This window comes from uncultured Sphingomonas sp. (assembly GCF_964237155.1).
Taxonomy (GTDB): Bacteria; Pseudomonadota; Alphaproteobacteria; order Sphingomonadales; family Sphingomonadaceae; genus Sphingomonas.
Genome location: NZ_CAXSHH010000002.1, coordinates 45,807 through 65,699 on the forward strand (window position 1 = coordinate 45,807; position 19,893 = coordinate 65,699).

The window sequence follows — 19,893 nt, forward strand, 5'->3', positions numbered from 1 at the left end:
GTTCCGGGCCTCACGCCCGCCCGCCGCCCCGCCGCGCGCCCGCAGGCATGGCCGACGCGATCACCGACCCGGGTTCCCCATCCGCGTGGGTGACGGACTAGCGGGTTCGCCCATCGCCCTTGCCCTGCCAAGGCCAGCGCCCCTCGATCTCCACCTCCAGCGAGAAGCTCAGGAAGGTGCGGATCAGGACGATCCCGGCGAGCACCGCAAGGCTGTCGAGCGTCGGTCGGGTCGCGACCGTGTTGACGATATCGGCGGCGACCAGGAACTCCAGCCCGAGCAGGATCGACCGGCCGAGACTCGACCGGAACTCCCCGATCAGCCGGTCCTTGTCGTCGCGCCGCCTGACCAGGTCGATCGCGAACGTCGCGAGCGATCCGAACGCGCCGACCGTGATGATCGCGATCCCCGTCACCTCGACCGCGTGGGTCACCCATTCGATCCATCCCATCGTCGATGCTCCCCATCCGGCCCGACGCGCCGATCCCGCGTCGGTGTTCCGGCGGCTGAAAACGACCGTCCCGGATATTTGCCTGGAACGGAAATCCTCATTCGCGCGCTGGTCGTCGCACACTCCCCATAGGACAATAAACTATCCTGATCTTCGAGTTACTTCTCGGCCTTCTCGCGCTCTGCCTCCTGCTCGCGCATCTCGCGCGCAAGTTCGACGTGCCGTTCGCGGTGCCGCTGGTGCTGGCGGGCATGGCGCTCGCTTTCGTGCCGGGCCTGCCGGAAGTGGAGTTCGAGCCCGAGCTGGCGTTGGCGCTGTTCCTGCCGCCGCTGCTCCAGCTCAGCGCCTACCGCACCGACTTCCCCGCCTTCAAGAGTCACCTGCGCCCGATCCTGCTGCTCGCGGTCGGCGCGGTGCTGTTCACCGCCTTCGTCGTCGCGGTCGTCGCCAAATGGCTGGTGCCCGAGTTGCCCTGGGGCGCGGCGATCGCCCTGGGCGCGATCCTGGCCCCCCCCGACGCGGTCGCCGCGGCCGCGGTCCTGAAGGACCTGAAGCCGCCCAAGCAGGTTGTCACCGTGCTGGAGGGCGAAAGCCTGTTGAACGACGCCTCCTCGCTCGTCCTGTACCGAGTGGCGGTCGCGGCGACGGTCGCGGGCACGTTCGACTGGGGACAGACCGCGCTCGCCTTCGCGGGAGGGGCGATCGGCGGTGCGGCGATCGGGTGGGTCGTCGGGCGGCTCGCGATGCGCGTGTTCGTCGCGCTGGACGATACGCTCCACGACATCACCGCATCGATCCTGGCGGGGTTCGCCGCCTATTTCGCGGCGGAGGCGGTGCACGCTTCGGGGGTGATCGCGGTGGTCGCGTGCGGCTTCATGCTCGGCCGGCAGCAGCACCATATCTTCACCGCACGCACCCGGCTCGAGGCGAAGGCGGTTTGGTCGTTTGTCGAATTCGTGCTGACCAGCCTCATATTCATGTTGATCGGCCTCCAGCTGAGCGGCGTCGTGGAACGGTTGGAGCGTTACGACTGGACGCAGCTGGGCCTGCTGGCGCTGGCCACCTCCGTCGCGCTGATCGTCAGCCGCTTCGTTTGGATGTTCTTCATCGCCTGGGTGCCGCGCCGCTTGTCCCGCAAGCTTCGCGAGCGCGATCCAATGCCGCCCGCCGCGCATCTGACGATCATGTCCTGGGCCGGGATGCGCGGCGTCGTCAGCATGGCGGCGGCGCTGGCGTTGCCTGCGGGCTTTCCGGGACGCGACATCATCGTGTTCCTCGCCATCTGCGCGATCTTCGTGACGCTGGTGGTGCAGGGAACCACGCTCGGCCCGCTGATCCGCCGATTGGGGGAAGTCGAACCGGATATCGACGGGCCTGCGCCCGAGCAGATGGCCGCCCGGCGGCAAGTCGCGTCCGCCGCGTTGGAGGCGGTCGAGGACAAGCTGAATGACCCAGAGCACGGCGCGGCGGCGGTCGATCTGGTGCAGGAATATAAAGAGCGTGTCGATGAGGCGGTCGCGCTCGAGGACGGCAGGGAGCCCGAGCGCGAGCATGCCGCGCAGCGGCTGCGGTTGCGGCTGGAGGCGCTAGAGGCGGCGCGCGCCAAGCTGGTGGTCGGGCGCGAGGAGCACGACGTGGCGGCGCTTACGCTGTTGACCGAGGAACTCGATCTGGAGGAGGAGCAGATCCGCCGCGAGTTGGGCGAGACCGCCTGACCCCCTCGTCCTAATCCGCCCGAAGCGCCTCGGCCGGGCGGACCCGCAGCGTCGCGAGGTTGCCGAGCACTCCCACGATCATCGTCATCGCGGTCGCCGCCGCCAGCGTCGCCGCGATCGCGACGCCATCGGGCGCGAAGGGCAGCTCGAACACTTGGCGAACCGTGACCCACCCCGCGCCGAGACCCACCGCTAGAGCTACCCCGGCGAGGAGCAGCGACAGCAGGCCGTACTCGATCGCCTGGGCGCCGAGCACCTGCGCGCGCGTCGCGCCGAGCAGCTTCAGGATCACCGCGTCCGCCCGCCTGGCCCGAGCGGAGGCCGCGACCGCGCCGACGAGCACCGCGATCCCCGCCGCGATCGTTGCCGCCGCGGCGATCCGGATCGCGAATGCGATGCGGCCGAGCAGCTCGCCGATCTGCCCGATCACATCGCCCACGCGCACCAAAGTCACCGACGGCAGCGCCTCGGCGACGACGCGGGCGACCGCGCCGTCGCGGATCGGGGGCGAGTAGACGGAGGCGAGCAGCCCGTGCGGCGCTTCCTCGATCAGTCCGGGCGAGAAGACGATCGCGAAATTGAGCCCCAGCCCGCCCCAGTCGATCGTGCGAAGCGCGGCGATGCGCGCGGGCACCTCGACCCCGAGGACAAGCACGGTGATCTCGTCGCCGATCTTCAGTCCCAGCGCCTCCGCCGCGCGATCCTCGAGCGAGACGAGCGGCGGCCCCCTATAATCGGCGGGCCACCAGCGTCCCGCGCTGACCGCGTTGCGCGGAGGGACGACCGCCGACCAGGTGATGGTGCGGTCGCCGCGCAGCACCCACGCGCCCTCGGGCAGGTCGCCCATCTCGTCGACGCGACGGCCCTTCAGCGCGACGATCGATCCGCGTAGGGACGGCGTGACCTCGATCCGTCCGCCGCCCGCTTGCGCCACGGCCGCGCGGAAGGCGGGCGCGTCGTCAGGCTGGAGATCGAGCGCGAAGAAGCGCGGAGCCTTGGCGGGAGCGGTCGACCGCATCGCGTCGCCGAGCGACGAGTTCACCGCCGCCAGCGCGACGAAGATCGAGAAGCCGAGCCCGAGTGCCACCACCAATCGGTCGGTCTGCGCACCGGGTCGATGAAGGTTGGCGAGCCCGAGCCGGAGCAACGTCCCGCGCGGACGCGGCGCGCGCGCGGCCAGCCATTTGACGGCGAGACCCACAAGCCAGAGCGCGACGATCAACCCCGCCGTCGCCGCGACGAACCACGCCGCCAGCCGCCGGTCGCTCGCGGTCAGCACCGCCAGCGCGACGAGCCCGACCGCCAGCAACGCCATTGCGCCCAGCGTGCGGAGCGGAGGCAGGCGGCGCTGGGCGACCGCGTCTCGCAGAAGCATCGCGGCGGGTACCGCACGCGCGCGGGCTAGAGCGGGGAGTGCGAACAATAGTGTTACGATCATGCCGAGCGCGGCGGCGAGCGCGAGGGGGGCGGGGTAGAGCCCCGCGCGGGGCGCGATCGGGAGCGCGTCGCCCGCCAGCGTAGTGACGATCGCCGGGGTCGCCGCGCCCAACAGTAGCCCCGCCGCGATACCCACGCCCGCGACCAGCCCGAGTTCGATGAGGAACGTGGTCGCGATCAGCCCGGACTTCGCGCCCAGTACCTTGAGCGTCGCGATTACGCGCGTTTTGCCCGCGAGGTAGGCCGATACGCCGCTCCCGACGCCGACCCCCGCGATCGCGAGCGCCGCCAGCCCGACCAAAAGCAGGAACTGCCCTAACTGGCCGATGCCGCGCCGGAGACCGCCGCCCGCATCCTCGGCGGTGCGCGCCGACCAGCCCGCGTCCGGGAAGCGGCGCGTCGCGGTCTCGCCCAGCCGCGCCGCATCGGCGGGACGGGGCAGGACGATGCGGTAGCGGCTGGAATACAGGCTGCCCGGCTGGACCAGCCCGGTGCGGTCGAGCGCGGGCAGGTCGACCAGCACGCGCGGGCCGAGGCTGAAGCCCTCGCCCAAGCCGTCGGGCTCGGTGGCGATCACGCCCGCCACCCGGAACCGCGCCGTGCCGATCCGTAGGGGGTCGCCTACGCGCAGGCGCATGCGGTCGGCGAGCGCGCGCGCGACGATCACGCCGTCGCCGATCGGGCGCGGCGCGGTCGCCCCGCGCTCGGCCGTGAAGCGCCCGACCAGCGGCCAGCGCGCATCGACCGCCTTCAGGTCGATCAACGCGGGCGCGCCGTTCGCGGGCTCGGCCATCGCGCGCATCGACACGGATTCGGACATGCGGCCGAGCGACGCGAAGGCGGCCGCCTCCTCGACGGTGGCGCGACGCTGCGACACGCGCAGTTCCAGATCGCCGCCGAGCAGGGTGCGCCCCTGGGTCGCTAGCGCGGCCAGCATGCTCGCCGACACGCTGCCGATCCCAGCCAACGCGGCGGTGCCCAGGAACAGGCACAGCCCGAGCAGCACCAGCCCCCGGCCGCTCCGCCGAAGGTCGCGGAGCGCCAGCGTCCAGGCCAGCCTCATGCGGAGCCCGTGTCCGACACGATCCGTCCATCGCCCAGCGTGATCACCCGCGCGCACCGCGCCGCCAGGCCCGCGTCGTGCGTGATGACGAACAGGGTTGACCCCGCTTCCCGCCCACGCGCGAAGAGCAGGTCCATGACCTCCGCGCCGGTCGCGGTGTCGAGGTTGCCCGTGGGCTCGTCGGCGAAGAGCAGGGTAGGGTGGGGGGCCAGCGCGCGGGCGATCGCGACGCGCTGCTGCTCGCCGCCCGATAGTTGGGCCGGATAGTGCGTCAGTCGGTGACCCAGCCCGACCGCGCGCAGCTCCGCCTCCGCGCGGTTCCACGCATCGCGCGCGCCGCCGAGTTCAAGCGGTACCGCGACGTTCTCCAGCGCGGTCATGGTCGGGAGCAGATGGAACGCCTGGAGCACGATGCCGATGCGCCCGCGCCTCGCCACCGCCAGCGCGTTCTCATCCAAGGCGGTGAAGTCCAGCCCGGTCACCTCGACCGATCCGCCGGTCGGCCGCTCTAGCCCCGACAGCACCGCCATCAGCGACGACTTGCCCGACCCCGACGGCCCCAGCAACGCCACCGTCTCGCCCGCGTCGACCGACAAGGTGACGCCGCGCAGCACCTCGACGCTCGCGGGCGGGCGGCCCAGCGTCAGGGTCACGTTGCGCGCGTCGATGGCGGCATTACCTGACGGGGATGATCGGTCGGGAGAAGTCACTGGTGACGCGATATGGGGCGTGGGGGTGGCTTGTCCACTTGGCGGCGCTGTTGATGCTGCCGACCGCGGCTTGGGCCTCGCCCGAGCGACCGCTGATTTGGGCGCTCGGCGACAGTCTGTTCGCGGGCTACGGCTTGCCGCCGCGCGAGGGTTTCGCGCCGCGGCTGCAGGACGCGCTTCGCCGCGCCGGGGTCGCTGCCGAGGTCCGCAATGGCGGCGTGTCCGGTGATACGGCGGCGCAGGGGCGCGCGCGGCTGCTCTGGGGCCTGCGCGGACTGAAGGCGCGGCCCGACCTCGTCCTGGTCGAGCTCGGCGCGAACGACATGCTCCGCGGCCTGCCGCCCGAGCAAGTCGAGGCCAATCTCGACCGCATCGTCGGCGAGCTCAAGCGGCGGCGCATCCCCGTCCTGCTCGTCGGCATGCGCGCCGCCGCCAATCTCGGCCCCGACTACCGCCGCCGCTTCGACGGGATCTACGCGCGCGTCGCCCGCCGCCAGGGCGTTCCGCTCTATCCGTTCCTGGGCGAGGGCGTGGCGGGGAACCGAGCGCTGTTCCAGGCGGACGGCCTCCACCCCAACGCGCGCGGCGTCGGGCTTGTCGTCGCGCGGATGATGCCGGCGGTCAGGCTGGCGCTGCCGCGACCTTCCTCCTTGTCACCCCGGACTTGATCCAGGGTCCCGCTACCTTGGCCGGCGCAGGAAAAGCGGGACCCCGGGTCAAGCCCGGGCTGACGGAGCTTCTAGAAGTTCACGCGGCCCGTGATGCCGTAATACCGGTCCGCCTCGCGCGGGATGATGTAACGGAAGCTCCCGCCCGGCCCGCCGCTCGTGATCGAGGCGGCGAAACTCTCGTTGAACAGGTTCCGCACCTGCGCGGTCAGCTTGAACCGGTCGTCGCGCTCGATCAGCGACGCCGCCAGGTTGACGAGGCCGTAGCTTCCGATCGTCGTCGCCGCGCGCACCGCCGGGTTGGCATCGAACTGAGCCAGCTGGCTCGACTGGTAGGACGCGTCCGCGCCGAGCCCGAAATCGACCGCGCCTCCGGTGCGCAGGCGATAGTCGGCGGCGAGCGAGCCCTTCCATTTGGGCGCGTAGCCGAGCCGCGTGCCCGGCGGGATCACGCCGGTGGTCACCCCGTTGGTGGGCACGCGGAACGCGTCCACCTTTGCGTCGGTATAGGCGACCCCGCCCGAGATGTTGAAGTCGGGCACCGGACGGAACAGCAGGTCCAGCTCGCCGCCGCGCGTTGATATCTCGCCCGCGTTGGTGAAGCGCGTGACGAGCACGCCCGCGACGACATCCGGGTTGTTCGCCTGGAAATTGTTGTATTTGGCGTAATAGCCCGCGACGTTCAGCACCAGCCGCCCATCGAGAAAGGTGGTCTTGAGCCCGCCCTCGTAGCTGTCCGACGTCTCGGGCTCGATCACGTTGGTGCCGGTCGCGCCGAGGTTGAAGAACACGTTGAACGCCGGCCCCTTATAGCCGCGCGTCCAGCTGCCGTAGGCGGTGACGGCCGGCGCGATGTCGAACTGCGCGCCCGCCTTGCCCGACCAGTTGTCATTCGTCGTCTTGCCGCGAAACGGTCCGAAGCTCGGATTGATGCCCGGCCCCGCCAGGGTCGTAACGCGCTGGTGGAACACCGACAGCTCGTCGTTGGTGTACCGTACGCCACCGATCAGCCTCAGCCGTTCGGTGAGGTTGAGCTCGCCTTGGCCGTAAAAGGCCAGGTTCTTGAACAACGACCCGAAATTGGCGCTCCCGATCGGGAAGGTCGAGGGTGGCGCGCCCGGCGTACCGCACGGCACGAGAATGGCGGGACGCGGGTTGGCGTCGCATGCCACGTCGCGCCGCGTGAAGGTCCGCTCGGTAAACGCGCGCGAATAGAAGGCGCCGACGGTGTAGGTGAGGAACTGGTTGCCCGGCGAAGTGATCCGCACCTCCTGCGTGAAGGTATCCGACACCTGCGGCCCGTCGTCATGCAGCTGGTTCAGGTTCTGACGGCCCGGTACTGCCGGCGTTTGTGTTACCTGCAGCTGGTCCGCGAACGCGCGTGGCAGGAAGTCGCCGTCGCGGATCTCGCGGTTGTCGTACTCGCGGTAGGAGGTGATCGACGTCACCGTCTGGCCCGCCACCGTCGCCTCGATCTGCGCGGAGCCGCCCCAGCTCTTCTCGGTCGTGCGCGTGATCAGGTCCTGCGCCAGGCGCCGCGTCCGGTCGCCGCGCGGGGTGGGAAGCGCGGCCCCGGCAAGCCCGGCGGGAACCGTGCCGATGACCTCGCCGCAGCAATCGTCGTCCGACTCGCGGTAGTCGCCGATCAGCGTCACGGTCACGTCGGGGGTGGGATCGATCACGAACACGCCGCGGACGCCGTAATGCTCGTAGCCGTTGACGCGCGTGCCCCGCGTGACGTTCCGGATATTCCCCGCATAGGTGCCGTAGAAGCCGGTGACGCGGCTCTTGACGGGCCCGAGCGGCAGGTCGAGCGCGACGCGCGTGCGGTACTCGTTCCCGTTGCCGGTGAAGAAGCCGCCCTCCACGTAGCCGCCCAGCGTGTCGCCCGGCCGCTTGGTGACGACGTTGACGACGCCCGCCGACGCGTTCTTGCCGAACAGCGTGCCCTGGGGCCCGCGCAGCACCTCTATCCGCTCGATGTCGATCAGGTCGCTGAACGCCTCGCCCGCGCGGCTGAACACGACGCCGTCGACCACCGTCGACACCGACGGCTCGCCCGCGATCGAGAAGGTCGAGGTGCCGACCCCGCGCAGGAACAGCGACTGGTTGATCGCCGAGCCCGATTTGCGGAAATTGAGCGTGGGGACGAGATACTGCGCGTTCTCGATGTTGACCGCGCCCGACGCCGCGATCGCCTCGCCCGAGATGACGGTAACGGCGATCGGCACGTCCTGCAGCCGTTCGGACCGCTTCTGGGCGGTGACGATGATGTCGGCGAGGGCGGTCGAGGTCGTCTCCTCGGGCGCGGTGACGGGGCCGGTGCCCTGCGTCTCGGCCGCGGACTGAGCCAGGGCGGGCGTCGCGGTCGCGGCCAGCAGCGCGGCGATCAAGCTCGTGGTCGTCTTCATCTTCTCTCCCTTATGGGCGCAAGCCTAGCCCTCCGCTTGTCGCGGGTGAACAAAGAACCGCTAGGCGGCACCCGATCCCGATCTCGTGTCGGTTCGGGGCATGACCAGCCGAAACCACGCATAGGCCGCCATGTACGACACCGCCGCGAAGGCGAATAGCGGCTGGTACCCCCCGCCCGCCGTCAGCACGAGCCCGGTCGCGTAGACGATCGCCATCCCGCCGATATTTCCGCAGAACGACCCGAACGCGGTCACCCGCCCGACCTTGGCGCGCGACACCACGTCGGTGATGACCGAGAACAGGCTGAGCGAGAAGCCCTGATGCCCCGCCAGCACCAGCCCCATCATCACCGCGACCGGCCAGAAACTGTCGAGCCAAAGCACCAACGGCACGGGCAACACGATCAGCGCGGAGACGAGCATGACGGTGCGCCGCACCTTGGCGGGTTCCCACCCGCGCTCGATCAACCGGGTGGAGATCCACCCCGCCAGGAACGCGCCGCCGCCCGAGCCGGCGAAGGCGATCGCCAGCGGCACCGCCAGCTCGGCGGTCGAGAGGCCGTATTCGCGCCGGTAGAAGTCGGGCAGCCAGAAATTCAGGAGCCACCAGGTTGAGTCCGAGATCGCCTTGGCGATTACGATCGCCCAAGTGCGGCGTTCCTTGAGGATCGGTCCGTAGGGCTCTCCGTCGTCGGAATAGTCGGCGTCCGCCAGATCGGCGCGATCGTCGAACCGGATGCCGCGCGCCACGATCAGCCACGCGGCCAGCGTCACGAACCCGCCGACGCCCGCGAAGACGAGCGCGCCACGCCAGCCGACCGTCGCCGCCAGGATCGGTACGCCGAACGGCATCAGGATCGTCCCCGCGCCCGCGATCGCGGTGCCGAGCCCGATCGCGAAGGAGCGGCGCGCGGGGGCGAACAACGTCGCGACGGTCTTGATCGAGAGCGGCGTCTGCACCGCCTCCGTCGCGCCCAGTCCGAGGCGTGCCGCGACCACCTGGGTGCCCGACCGCGCCCAGCCATGCGCCATCGCGGCGATGCTCCAAGCGGTGACGCCGACGATCACCGACCGGCGCACGCCCAATTTGTCGATCATCCAGCCGGTGAAGAGGAAGGAGAGCGCTGCGGCGAACTGGGTGACGGCCGCCAGTTCACCGAACTGCGCGTCGGTCCAGCCCAGATCGGCGGAGATGTCGGGTTTGAGAATGGCGATGACCGGCCGGTCCATAGCGTTGAAGATCCCGGCGACGCACAGTAGGCCGTAGAGCGCCCAGCGCCGCGCCGGGGTGATCGTCACGAGCGGCAGGCGATCACAGGATCAGCGGTCCATGCTCGATCCGGGGAAGCACATGGCGAGCGAACAGGTCGGCCTCGGCCGCGTGCGGGTATCCCGACAGGATGAACGCGTCGACGCCTTCCGCGCGGTAGGCGTTCAGCTTGGCGAGCACCTGGTCCGGATCGCCGACGATCGCCGCGCCGCAGCCCGAGCGGGCGCGGCCGATGCCGGTCCAGAGGTTGTCCTCGATATAACCCGCGTTCCCGGCCGCCTCGCGCAGCTCCGCCTGGCGCGCGACGCCCGCGCTGGCGGAATCGAGCGAGCGGGCGCGGATCGCCGCGCCCTCGGCGTCGTCGAGCTTGGACAACAGCCGGTCGGCCGCCATGCGGGCTTCCGCCTCGGTGTCGCGCACGACGACATGGACGCGGTAGCCGAAGCGGAGCGTCCGCCCGTGCTTCGCTGCCCGGTCGCGCAGGTCGGCGACGATCGCGCGCACGCCCGCCATCGTGTCGGGCCACATCAGGTACACGTCGCAACCCTCGGCGGCGGCTTCGCGCGCGGCGGGGGAGATGCCGCCGAAATAGAAGAGCGGGCAACGGCTCGACACCGTGCCCACGCGCGGCGGATCGACTTGGAGCTTGTAGAACTCGCCGTCGAGATCGAGATGCTCGCCGTTGAGCAGCGTGCGGAGCGCACGCATCGCCTCGACCGTCCGCCGGTAGCGGGGCTCGCTGTCGAGCTTCTCGCCCGGCAGGTCGCTCGAGATGATATTGACCGTCAACCGCCCTCCCAGCATCCGGTCGATCGTCGCCAGCTGGCGAGCGAGCTGGGGCGGCCAGCTTTCGCCGATCCGGACCGCCATCAGCAGCCGCATGCGCTTGAGCATCGGCGCGATCGCGGCGGCGAAGGCGGTGGTGTCGATGCCCAGCTGATAGCCCGACGGCAGCAGGATGTTGTCGAACCCGCCCGACTCCGCCTGCATGGCGATGTCACGGCAATGCTCCCAGCTGGATTTCAGCTTATCGTCGGGGACGCCCAGAAACTCGTAATCGTCATCGCACAACGCCGAGAACCACGACATTTCGCAAGGCGTCACGGCAGCTTCTCCCCCGTGCCCGCCTGCATCACCGCGTACCATTGCTCGCGCGTCCATTCGACCTTGTGGGCGTCGGCCGACGCGCGGACGCGCGCGGGGTTCTGCGACCCGACGATCGGGATGATCCTCGCCGGATGCGCCATCACCCAGGACAGCGCCGCCGCCGTCCCATCGACGCCGTATGCCGAACCCTGCTCCGCCAGCAGCTTGCCCGCGGGCGTGTCGCTCCCGACCAGCCGCCCGCCGCCGAGCGGCGACCAGGCGAGCACCGCGATGTCGTCCGCCATCGCCTGATCGAGCGTGCCGTCATACATCGGCGCGACCTGAAGCGCCGAGAACTCCGGCTGGGTCGACACGATCGGCAGGTCGAGGAACCGTCGCAGCGCCGACGATTCGGCCGGGGCGTGGTTCGACACGCCGAGCGTCCGGACCTTCCCCGCCTCGACCGCGCGGGTCAGCGCGCCCGCGACCTCGTGCGGGTGCGTCAGGAAGTCGCGACGGTGAATCTGGTACAGGTCGATCATGTCGATCCGCAGCCGCCCGAGCGACGCGTCGATCGCCGCCGCCAGATACGCCGCGCTCGAATCGTAGGGCGCGGGCGGCGTGATCCCGCCCTTGGTCGCGATCACCATCCGGTCGCGGAGCGAACCGTCCTCCGCCAGCGCGCGCCCGAACAGCGCCTCCGCCGTCCCGAAGCCCGGCCCGCCGAAGCCGTATATGTCGGCGGTGTCGAACAAGGTGATCCCCGCCTCGAACGCCGCGTCGATCAGCGCGCGGGCGGGGGCGGTGTCCTCTCCCTCCAGCCGCCACATGCCCCAGGACATCGGGGACACGGTCAGTTCGCTCTTGCCGAGCGGGCGTGGTTCGCGTGAAGAGCGCAGCGTGGTCATGGCCGGGGTCATGACATAGGGCGAGTAACGATGGTAGCTCCGATCAGGTATGGTGTCGTGGGGACGGGGATGATGGGGGTCGAGCACCTCCGCAACCTCCTGATCACGCCCGGTGCGCAGATCGTCGCGGTCGCCGATCCGACTCCCGCCTCGCTGCAATGGGCGGCGACCGCGCTCGGCGACCGGGCCGAGGGCGTGGCGCGGTTCGACACGATCGAGGCGTTCGTGGACGGGGCTGAGGTCGATGCGGTGGTCGTCGCCACGCCCAACCACACGCACCGCGCGGTGCTCGAGCGGTTGTTCGACAACGATGTCGCGATCCTGTGCGAGAAGCCGCTCGCGACCACGCTCGCCGACGCGCGCTGGATCGTCGATCGCGCCGCCGCGCATCCGCGCCCCTTCTGGACCGGCATGGAGTATCGCTTCATGCCCCCCGCCGCCGCGTTCATCGCGCAGGTGCATGGCGGGCGCATCGGCACGCTACGGATGCTCGCCATGCGCGAGCACCGGTTCCCGTTCCTCCCCAAGGTCGACGACTGGAATCGGTTGAGCCGCAACACCGGCGGCACGATGGTGGAGAAATGCTGCCATTTCCTCGATTTGATGCGACTGATCACCCGGTCGGAGCCGGTACGCGTCTATTGCTCCGGGGCGATGGACGTGAACCATCTGGACGAGGAGTATGGCGGCGAGCGGCCCGACATCATCGATAACAGCTTCACCACCGTCGATTTCGCCAACGGCGTGCGCGCGATGCTCGATCTGTGCATGTTCGCGGAAGGCGCGGCGCATCAGGAGGAGATGTCGGCGACCGGCGACCGCGCGCGCCTCGACGTGCTGATTCCGCCGGGGGACCTGATCTTCTCCCCGCGCGTCGACTGGCGCGGCCCGAAAGCGCCCGAGCGCACGCATGTGGAGGTCGACCGCGCCGCGCTCGACGCCGGATCGCATCACGGCGCTACTTTCTACCAGCACCGCGCCTTCGCGGCGGCGGTGCGGGGGGAGGGGCCGGTCCAGGTCACCGCGCATGACGGGTTGATGGCGGTCGGGATCGGCATCGCCGCCGAACTCAGCGGGCGCGAGCGCCGCGTGGTCGCGATGAGCGAGCTCGATTTGTGAACGCCCCCACGCGCATCGCCGCGCCGGGAGATCACGTGCTGATCGTCGGCGGCGGCTTCTCCGGCACGTTGCTCGCGATCAACCTGCTCCGTCATGAAGGCCCGGGCGCGACGCTGATCGAGCGGCGTCCGTCGCAGGTCGCGCGCGGCGTCGCCTACAGCGCCGCGCATCCGAGCCACCTGCTCAACGTCCGCGCGGGCAACATGAGCGCGCTGCCCGACGAGCCCGACCATTTCGTCCGCTGGCTGGCCTCACGCGGGGAGGGCGGGCGCACCAGCTTCGTGCCGCGCACCACCTATGGCGCGTATCTGCGCGAGATGCTCGACGCGGCGTGCGCTCGCGCACCCGGCCGGCTGCGGCTGATCGAGGGCGAGGCGGTCGATCTTCGGCACGATCAGGGCGGCGTCGCGCTGACGCTCGCGGACGGCGAGGAGATCGCGGGCGACGCTGCGGTGCTCGCGGTCGGCAACCTGCCCCCGCACGATCCGCCCGGCCTCGGCGCGGACAGCTTGCCGCCCTCCTGCTACAGCCCCGATCCCTGGGCGGTCGATATCGGCGAGGGGCTTGGCGACGACGACACAGCCGTCCTGATCGGCACCGGCCTGACCGCCGTCGACGCCGCGCTGCTCCTCGATGCGGGTGGGTTCGGGGGGCGCATCCTCGCGCTGTCCCGGCGAGGCCTGGCGCCGCATCGGCACCAGGACGGCCTGCCGCATTGCGACCCGGTGCTCGAGCGTCCGTCCGGTCCGCTGTCCGCCGTCGTCGCGCATGTCCGCGCGCGCGCCGCCGAGGCGGGCTGGCGCACCGCGGTCGACGAGCTGCGCCCGATGACTCACATCATGTGGGGCGCGGCGACCGGGCCCGAGCGCGCTCGCTTCCTGCGCCACGCCCGGCCCTATTGGGACATCCACCGCCATCGTCTCGCTCCGGCGATCGCCAACCGGATCGATGCGCTGGTGAGCGAGGGACGGCTGACCTTCGCGGGCGGCAAGCCGGTCGGGATCGAGGCGCACGCGCGCGGCGCGACGCTGCGCTGGCGTCCGCGCGGCACCGCGCAATTGGTCGAAACCCGCGCCGCGCGCATCGTCAACTGCACCGGACCGCAAGGCGACCTGCTTCGCAGCCGCGAGCCGCTGCTCCGCCGCCTGCTCGATGCCGGCGCGATCCGCCCCGATCCTTTGCGCCTCGGTCTCGATGTCGATGCGCAGTCAAGGATCGTGAACCAGGACGGCGCGGTATCCGACCGCCTCCACGCGATCGGCCCCATGACGCGTGGGGGCGTGTGGGAGATCGTCGCGGTGCCCGACATTCGGTGGCAGAGCTGGAATTTGGCACGACGCTTGTCGAACGCGCAATGGGTCGGTGGGGAGGGCCTCTAGCCCACCGTCGCTAGACGCGGGCCGCGCGTCGGCGCATACCTCGCGGCAGCCGGCAGCTCGCTCGGCCAGCGGTCCGCCTCCAGCACGGGAAGCGCGGCGAACTCGGCCGCCGTCAGCCGAGTGACCGCGCCCTCGGGTGTCAGCTCCAACGCGTCGGGATCCAGCGGGTGGAGATCCTCGCCCACCCCGCCCACGCCGCCCCGGCTCGCGACCAGATACACCAGGCGTCCGTCGGCGCGGCACATCATCGCGTCGACCACCGTGCCCAGCCTGTCGCCGTCCGCGTCGCTGACCGATCCGCCCAGCAATTCCGAGGCGGATAGGAGGCTCGGCCCCGCCGCCCGCTCCGACTTCTTCATCGCGCGGCGTCCGCCGTCGGTGTGTTTGGCTTGGCGGCCTAGCCATCGCCAGATGCCTAGCAAGTTCACCAACGTCAGGAAGATGTTGGAGAGCAGCAATTGCTGCTGGCCGGTGACCATCCCCAGGATCGACCAGCCGATCGAGCCGACCGTGAACACCACGAAGCCCCAGCCGGTGACCCGCGCGCCCAGGTTCGCGGCGGTCATGAGCGCCGCGGTGCACGTCGCCACGAGCGCGACCCAGCCGGAGATCTGTTCCATCGTCCCCCAACGTGACCCGGGCCGCGCGCGTTCCCGTCCATAACCAGGGTTTAAGTTGTTCGGGTTAGTCAGGCGGTCACCGACCCTCCCCCGCTTCCGAAAGCCGCCGCGCCTTGGATCAGTCCCCCACCGATTTCGCGCCCTCGCCAGATCGGGAGATCGCGCCTGCGGACGCGTTGGCGAACGGTCCGGCGACCGGGGCGGTCCTGCGCGCGCTGCCCATGGCGATCTACACCACCGACGCCGCCGGCCGTCTGCTGTTCCACAACGACGCGGCGACGGCGCTGTGGGGTCGGCGCCCGCCGCTCGGCGAGACGCGCTGGTGCGGGTGCTGGCGTCTCGAAACGACGGGCGGCGACCCCGTCGCACCCGGGGACTCGCCCGTGGCGGTCGCCCTGCGCGAAGGACGGCCCACCCGCGGCGTCGAGCTGGTGGCGGTCCGCCCCGACGGGACGCGCGTGCCCGTCGTGGTGGACCCGACCCCGTTGTTCGATGGGGAGGGTCGCGTGACCGGCGCGGTCGGCGTCCTTCACGACCTTACCGAGCGCAAGCGCGTCGAGGCGTCCCTGCGCGAAAGCGAGCGGCACTATCGCGACATCGTCGCCTTCAACACGCAGATCCCCTGGGTCGCGGACGCGGACGGGCAGGTCACGGAGGTCTCGGGCCGCTGGTCGGAACTGACCGGCCTGGACGCCGAACGGGCGCTCGCGACAGGCTGGCGCGCGATCGTGCACCCGGGCGACCTCGCATCGATCCACGCGGCGGCGGACCAGGCGGCGGAGGACGGCGTCCTATCCACCCGTTTCCGCATCCGGACCCGGGACGGCGATTATCGCTGGGTGTCGTCGAGCGCGCAGGCACGTCGCGACGCGGCGGGCGCGGTCGTTCGCTGGTACGGCACGCTCGAAGACATCCACGACCGCCTGATCGCCGAGCAGGCGCGCGCCGCGGGCGAGGAGCGGCTCCGCCTCGCGCTTCGGACGACGGGGCTGGGCGTCTGGGACTATGATGTCCGCACGAGGTCGCGCGAGTGGTCGGACGAGTTGAAGGTGATCCTGGGCCTGCCCGCCGATAGCGTCGCGTGCACCGACCTGTACTGGTCGCTGTTGCATCCCGACGACCGCGACGCCGTGATCGCGCGGTATCACGCGTCGCTGCGCGGCGATCTCGCCCACCGCTTTCAGTCGAAATACCGCATCCTGCGCGCCGATGACGGGGCGGAGCGCTGGGTATCCACCGAAGGCCTAGTCCACCGCGACGCGGGCGGCGCGCCCGAGCGCGTGATCGTCACGGTCCGCGACGTCACCGACGCTCATCTGGCGCAGTCGCGCGTGCTGTGGGCCGCGCGGCACGATGCGCTCACCGGCCTGGCCAACCGCGCGCTGTTCGGCGAGCGGCTCGCGGCGGCCGTCGCGCGCGGCGAGCCGTTCGGGCTGCTGTTGGTCGATCTCGATCACTTGAAGCAGGTCAACGACTCGATCGGCCACGACGGCGGCGACGCGGTGATCCGGGGCGCGGCCGAGCGGCTGGTCGCCGCCGCCGCCCGCCCCGACGGCGTGGCGCGCCTGGGCGGCGACGAGTTCGGGCTGATCCTGCCCGGCGTGGCCACGCGCGAGGCGCTGGCGACGGCGGCGGAAGGCCTGCGCCGCCGGCTGGCCGAGCCGCTGGTGGTGGGCGGGCGGGCGCTCGACACGCACGCCAGCATCGGCGCCGCGCTCCATCCCGATCACGGCCGGGTCCCCGGGGCGCTGCTGAAGAGCGCCGACGTCGCGCTTTATGCGGCCAAGACGGGGGGCCGCGGCCGCGCCGAACTGTATGACCGACGCCTGCGCGCGGGGATCGCCCGGCGCGCGGGGATGCTCAAGCGAGCGCGGGGCGCGCTGGCGGCGGGCCGGGTCGAGCCGCACTACCAGCCCAAGATCGACCTCGCGACGGGCCGCACGACCGGGTTCGAGGCGCTGCTGCGCTGGCGCGACGCCACCGGACGCCTGCGCGACCCGGGCGATCTGGCGGCCGCGTTCGAGGATCACGAGGTCGCGGCCGAACTGTCCGACCGGATGCTCGCGCGCGTCGTCGCCGACATGGCCGGATGGCGCGCGGCGGGCGTCCCGTTCGGTCGCATCGCGGTCAACGTCGCCGACGCCGAATTCGTCCGGGGCGACCTGGTCGCGCGCGTCCTGGGCAGCCTGGCCGCAGTCGACCTGTCGACGGGGGCGCTCGAGCTCGAGCTCACGGAGACCGTGCTGCTCGGCAGGCGCACCGACGCGGTCGCGGACACGCTCCACCGGCTGGCCGCGGCCGGGGTGCGCGTCGCGCTAGATGATTTCGGGACCGGATACGCTTCGTTGGTCCACCTTCGGCGCTTTCCCATCCACGTCATCAAGATAGACCGGAGTTTCACCACCGGCCTGGGCGCGGATGCGGGCGCGGCGGCGATCGTCCGCGCGCTGATCGGCCTGTCGCGCGACCTGGGGCTGGAAACGGTGGCGGAAGGGGTCGAGACCTCCACCCAGTTCCGGTGGCTCCAGGCCGAGGGCTGCACGCTCGGCCAGGGCTACCTGTTCGGCCGCGCGCAGCCCGCCGCGCTGGTGCCGTCGATGCTCCGGCAATCGGCGACCGGCGCCGACGCGGTCGCCTGCTAGGGTTCGCCCGGAACCGGAACAGCTCGCCCATGCACGTCCCGCGGCTCTTGGCCGCGCGGCCCGGTCCAATCGCGAGCGCGCGCCTTGCTTTCATCGGTCGGCGGACTAGGCTCAAGACCATGCGGAAGGGAACGGTGCTCCTCACGGCCATGCTCGGCCTGCCGGCGCTGGTCGCGACCACCGGCGCGGCGCCCCGGCCGGCCGCGTCGTCGCGCGACGTGACGATCACCCGCGACGATTGGGGCATCGCGCATGTCCGGGGCCGCAGCGACGCCGACGCGGTGTTCGGGATGATGTACGCGCAGGCGGAGGACGACTTTCCCCGGATCGAGGCCAACTACCTGACCGCGCTCGGCCGCACGGCGGAGGCGGACGGCGAGGCGGCGCTGTGGGCCGATCTGCGCGCGCGGCTGTGGAACGATCCGGCCGAGCTCCGGCGGATGCACGAGCGCGCGCCCGCCTGGCTCCGGCGGCTGACGACCGCCTGGGCGGACGGCCTCAACCATTATCTCGCCACCCACCCCGACGTCCGCCCGCGCGTCATCACCCGGTTCGAGCCGTGGATGGCGCTCTCCTTCACCGAGGGCAGCATCGGCGGCGACGTGGAGCGCGTGCCGTTGTCGCAGCTCCAAGCCTTCTACGGCCGCCGCCCCCTCGCCTGGACCCCGCGCGAACGGGGATTGGTCGCCGCCGAGCCGAGCGGATCGAACGGCATCGCCATCGGCCCACGCCTGTCGGCGAGCGGTCGTCCGCTGCTCCTCATCAACCCGCACACCTCCTTCTTCTTCCGCGCGGAACAGCAGGTGACGAGCGGGGAGGGGCTGAACGCGTACGGCGCGGCGACCTGGGGGCAGTTCTTCATCTATCAGGGCTGGAACGGGACCGCCGGATGGATGCACACCACCAGCGGGGTCGATGCCGTGGACGAGTTCGCGGAGGACATCGTGCGTCGCGACGGGCGGACGCTGTACCGCCATGGCCGGACGGAACGCCTGGTCGAGACGCGCCCCGTCACGATCCGATACCGCGCCGCAAACGGTGCGCTGGCCACGCGGACGTTCGGCACCTACCACACCCACCACGGTCCCGTGACGCGCGCGGAGGGCGGCCGCTGGATCGCCACCGCGCTGATGCACCGGCCCGTGGCGGCGCTGGAGCAGAGCTACCTGCGCACCAAGGCGCGCGATTACGCCGCGTTCGTCCGCGTCGCGACGCGACGGGCGAACTCGTCCAACAACACGTTGTTCGCCGATGCCGGGGGCACGACCGCATTCCTGCTCCCGCAATTCGTGCCCCGGCGCAGCGTGCGCTTCGACTACGCCAAGCCCGTCGACGGTTCCGATCCCGCCGCCGATTGGCGCGGCCTCCACCCGCTCGGCGAACTACCGCGCGTCGTGAACCCGCGCGGGGGCTGGGTGGTCAACACCAACAACCATCCGTGGAGCGCCGCCGGTCCCGACTCGCCCAGGGCCGCCGCCTATCCGGGATACATGGACCGTTTCGGCGAGAACCCGCGCGGCCTGCACGCGCTGGACCTGCTCGGGAAAGCCAGGGCGCTGACGTTGCCCGGCCTGATCGAACTCGCCTACGACCCCGCGCTTCCCGCGTTCGATATCCTGCTGCCCGCGCTGTTCGCCGCTTACGACGCGCTCCCGCCCGATGATTCCCGCCGCGCGCGGCTCGCCGAGCCCGTGGCCGCGTTGCGGGCGTGGGACCGGCGCTGGTCCGCCATGTCGACCGGGACGTCGCTGGCGGTGTTCTGGGCCGAGGACCTTTGGGCCGCGACGACCGGGCCCGATCAGCCCGTCGGCCTCGCCCGCTATCGGCTGGCGGCCCATGCGCGCGCCGACCTGCAGCTCGCCGCGCTGGCGACGGCGGTCGATCGCCTGACCCGCGACTTCGGCGGTTGGCGCACGCCGTGGGGCGGGATCAACCGCTTCCAGCGCCTCGGCCGCGACCGCGTCCAGCGGTTCGACGACGCCGCGCCCAGCATACCCGTGCCCTTCACTTCCGCCCAATGGGGCTCGCTGGCCGCCTTCGGCGCGCGGACCTGGCCCGGCACGAAACGATATTACGGGACGCTCGGCAACAGTTTCGTCGCCGCGGTCGAGTTCGGGCGGCGCGTGACCGCGCGCGCCGTGTCGGCGGGCGGGCAGAGCGGCGACCCGCGCTCGCCGCATTTCGCCGACCAGGCGACGCGTTACGCGGGTGGCGACCTGCGCCCCGTTTACTTCCACCCCGACGAGCTGGAGGGCCACGTCACGCGCCGCTACCGACCCGGCGACTGAAACGCGCGCGTCGCCGCGGTCGACCGGTCGCCCCTGTCCGCGTCGCCATGCCGGCGCTGGCCCATCCACGCCGTCGCCCACGATTCACGGCGGCGATGAACCCGGGTCCCCGGTCGTCCGTTCCAC

Annotated in this window: 14 protein-coding genes; 6 read left to right on the forward strand and 8 right to left on the reverse strand. The window is 71.3% G+C overall.

Going from position 1 to position 19,893, the window contains the following annotated elements:
* Positions 1-97 precede the first annotated feature (97 nt).
* The gene (locus tag ACFE71_RS00875; RefSeq protein ID WP_375426930.1) at positions 98-451 is read right to left on the reverse strand and encodes a DUF1622 domain-containing protein; all 354 of its coding nucleotides are present in this window, start codon (positions 449-451) and stop codon (positions 98-100) included.
* A gap of 149 nt (positions 452-600) precedes the next feature.
* Here ACFE71_RS00875 and ACFE71_RS00880 point away from each other — a divergent pair, with 149 nt between their 5' ends.
* Positions 601-2,166: a Na+/H+ antiporter gene (locus ACFE71_RS00880; protein ID WP_375426981.1), complete on the forward strand. Its 1,566-nt coding sequence runs from the start codon at positions 601-603 to the stop codon at positions 2,164-2,166.
* Between the two features lie 10 nt (positions 2,167-2,176).
* Here ACFE71_RS00880 and ACFE71_RS00885 read toward each other — a convergent pair whose 3' ends face one another.
* The gene (locus ACFE71_RS00885) at positions 2,177-4,666 is read right to left on the reverse strand and encodes an ABC transporter permease (protein ID WP_375426931.1); all 2,490 of its coding nucleotides are present in this window, start codon (positions 4,664-4,666) and stop codon (positions 2,177-2,179) included.
* The gene (locus ACFE71_RS00890; protein ID WP_375426932.1) at positions 4,663-5,319 is read right to left on the reverse strand and encodes an ABC transporter ATP-binding protein; all 657 of its coding nucleotides are present in this window, start codon (positions 5,317-5,319) and stop codon (positions 4,663-4,665) included. Before ACFE71_RS00890 ends, ACFE71_RS00885 begins: the two co-directional genes overlap by 4 nt.
* Positions 5,320-5,429: 110 nt before the next feature.
* On the opposite strand from ACFE71_RS00890, the gene ACFE71_RS00895 reads away from it, so the two are divergent.
* Positions 5,430-6,044: an arylesterase gene (locus ACFE71_RS00895; protein ID WP_375426982.1), complete on the forward strand. Its 615-nt coding sequence runs from the start codon at positions 5,430-5,432 to the stop codon at positions 6,042-6,044.
* 71 nt (positions 6,045-6,115) lie between these two features.
* On the opposite strand, the gene ACFE71_RS00900 is transcribed toward ACFE71_RS00895, so the two are convergent.
* Genes ACFE71_RS00900 through ACFE71_RS00915 form a run of 4 tightly spaced genes read right to left on the reverse strand, consistent with a single transcriptional unit; the run spans position 6,116 to position 11,719 of the window.
* Positions 6,116-8,455 carry a TonB-dependent receptor gene (locus ACFE71_RS00900; protein WP_375426933.1) on the reverse strand — a complete coding sequence of 780 codons (2,340 nt, stop codon included), beginning with the start codon at positions 8,453-8,455 and terminating at the stop codon, positions 6,116-6,118.
* 60 nt (positions 8,456-8,515) lie between these two features.
* The gene (locus ACFE71_RS00905) at positions 8,516-9,754 is read right to left on the reverse strand and encodes an MFS transporter (protein WP_375426934.1); all 1,239 of its coding nucleotides are present in this window, start codon (positions 9,752-9,754) and stop codon (positions 8,516-8,518) included.
* A 13-nt stretch (positions 9,755-9,767) separates the two neighbouring features.
* Entirely contained in the window at positions 9,768-10,871 is a 1,104-nt protein-coding gene (locus tag ACFE71_RS00910) for an LLM class flavin-dependent oxidoreductase (protein WP_375426935.1), read from the reverse strand.
* Positions 10,826-11,719, reverse strand: coding sequence for an aldo/keto reductase family oxidoreductase (locus ACFE71_RS00915; RefSeq protein WP_375426936.1), 894 nt, complete (start codon positions 11,717-11,719; stop codon positions 10,826-10,828). The genes ACFE71_RS00910 and ACFE71_RS00915 overlap by 46 nt, the downstream gene beginning before the upstream one ends.
* Positions 11,720-11,788: 69 nt before the next feature.
* On the opposite strand from ACFE71_RS00915, the gene ACFE71_RS00920 reads away from it, so the two are divergent.
* The gene (locus ACFE71_RS00920; RefSeq protein ID WP_375426983.1) at positions 11,789-12,838 is read left to right on the forward strand and encodes a Gfo/Idh/MocA family protein; all 1,050 of its coding nucleotides are present in this window, start codon (positions 11,789-11,791) and stop codon (positions 12,836-12,838) included.
* A complete protein-coding gene (locus ACFE71_RS00925; RefSeq protein WP_375426937.1) occupies positions 12,835-14,217 on the forward strand; it encodes an FAD/NAD(P)-binding protein in 1,383 nt (460 codons plus the stop codon). Before ACFE71_RS00920 ends, ACFE71_RS00925 begins: the two co-directional genes overlap by 4 nt.
* On the opposite strand, the gene ACFE71_RS00930 is transcribed toward ACFE71_RS00925, so the two are convergent.
* A complete protein-coding gene (locus tag ACFE71_RS00930) occupies positions 14,214-14,837 on the reverse strand; it encodes a PRC-barrel domain-containing protein (protein ID WP_375426938.1) in 624 nt (207 codons plus the stop codon). The genes ACFE71_RS00925 and ACFE71_RS00930 overlap by 4 nt on opposite strands.
* Positions 14,838-14,950: 113 nt before the next feature.
* Between ACFE71_RS00930 and ACFE71_RS00935 the strand changes: the two genes are divergently transcribed.
* Both ACFE71_RS00935 and ACFE71_RS00940 read left to right on the forward strand, forming a co-directional pair.
* Positions 14,951-17,479, forward strand: coding sequence for an EAL domain-containing protein (locus tag ACFE71_RS00935; protein ID WP_375426939.1), 2,529 nt, complete (start codon positions 14,951-14,953; stop codon positions 17,477-17,479).
* Positions 17,480-17,598: 119 nt separating this feature from the next.
* A complete protein-coding gene (locus ACFE71_RS00940; protein WP_375426940.1) occupies positions 17,599-19,767 on the forward strand; it encodes a penicillin acylase family protein in 2,169 nt (722 codons plus the stop codon).
* The last annotated feature ends 126 nt before the right edge of the window (positions 19,768-19,893 follow it).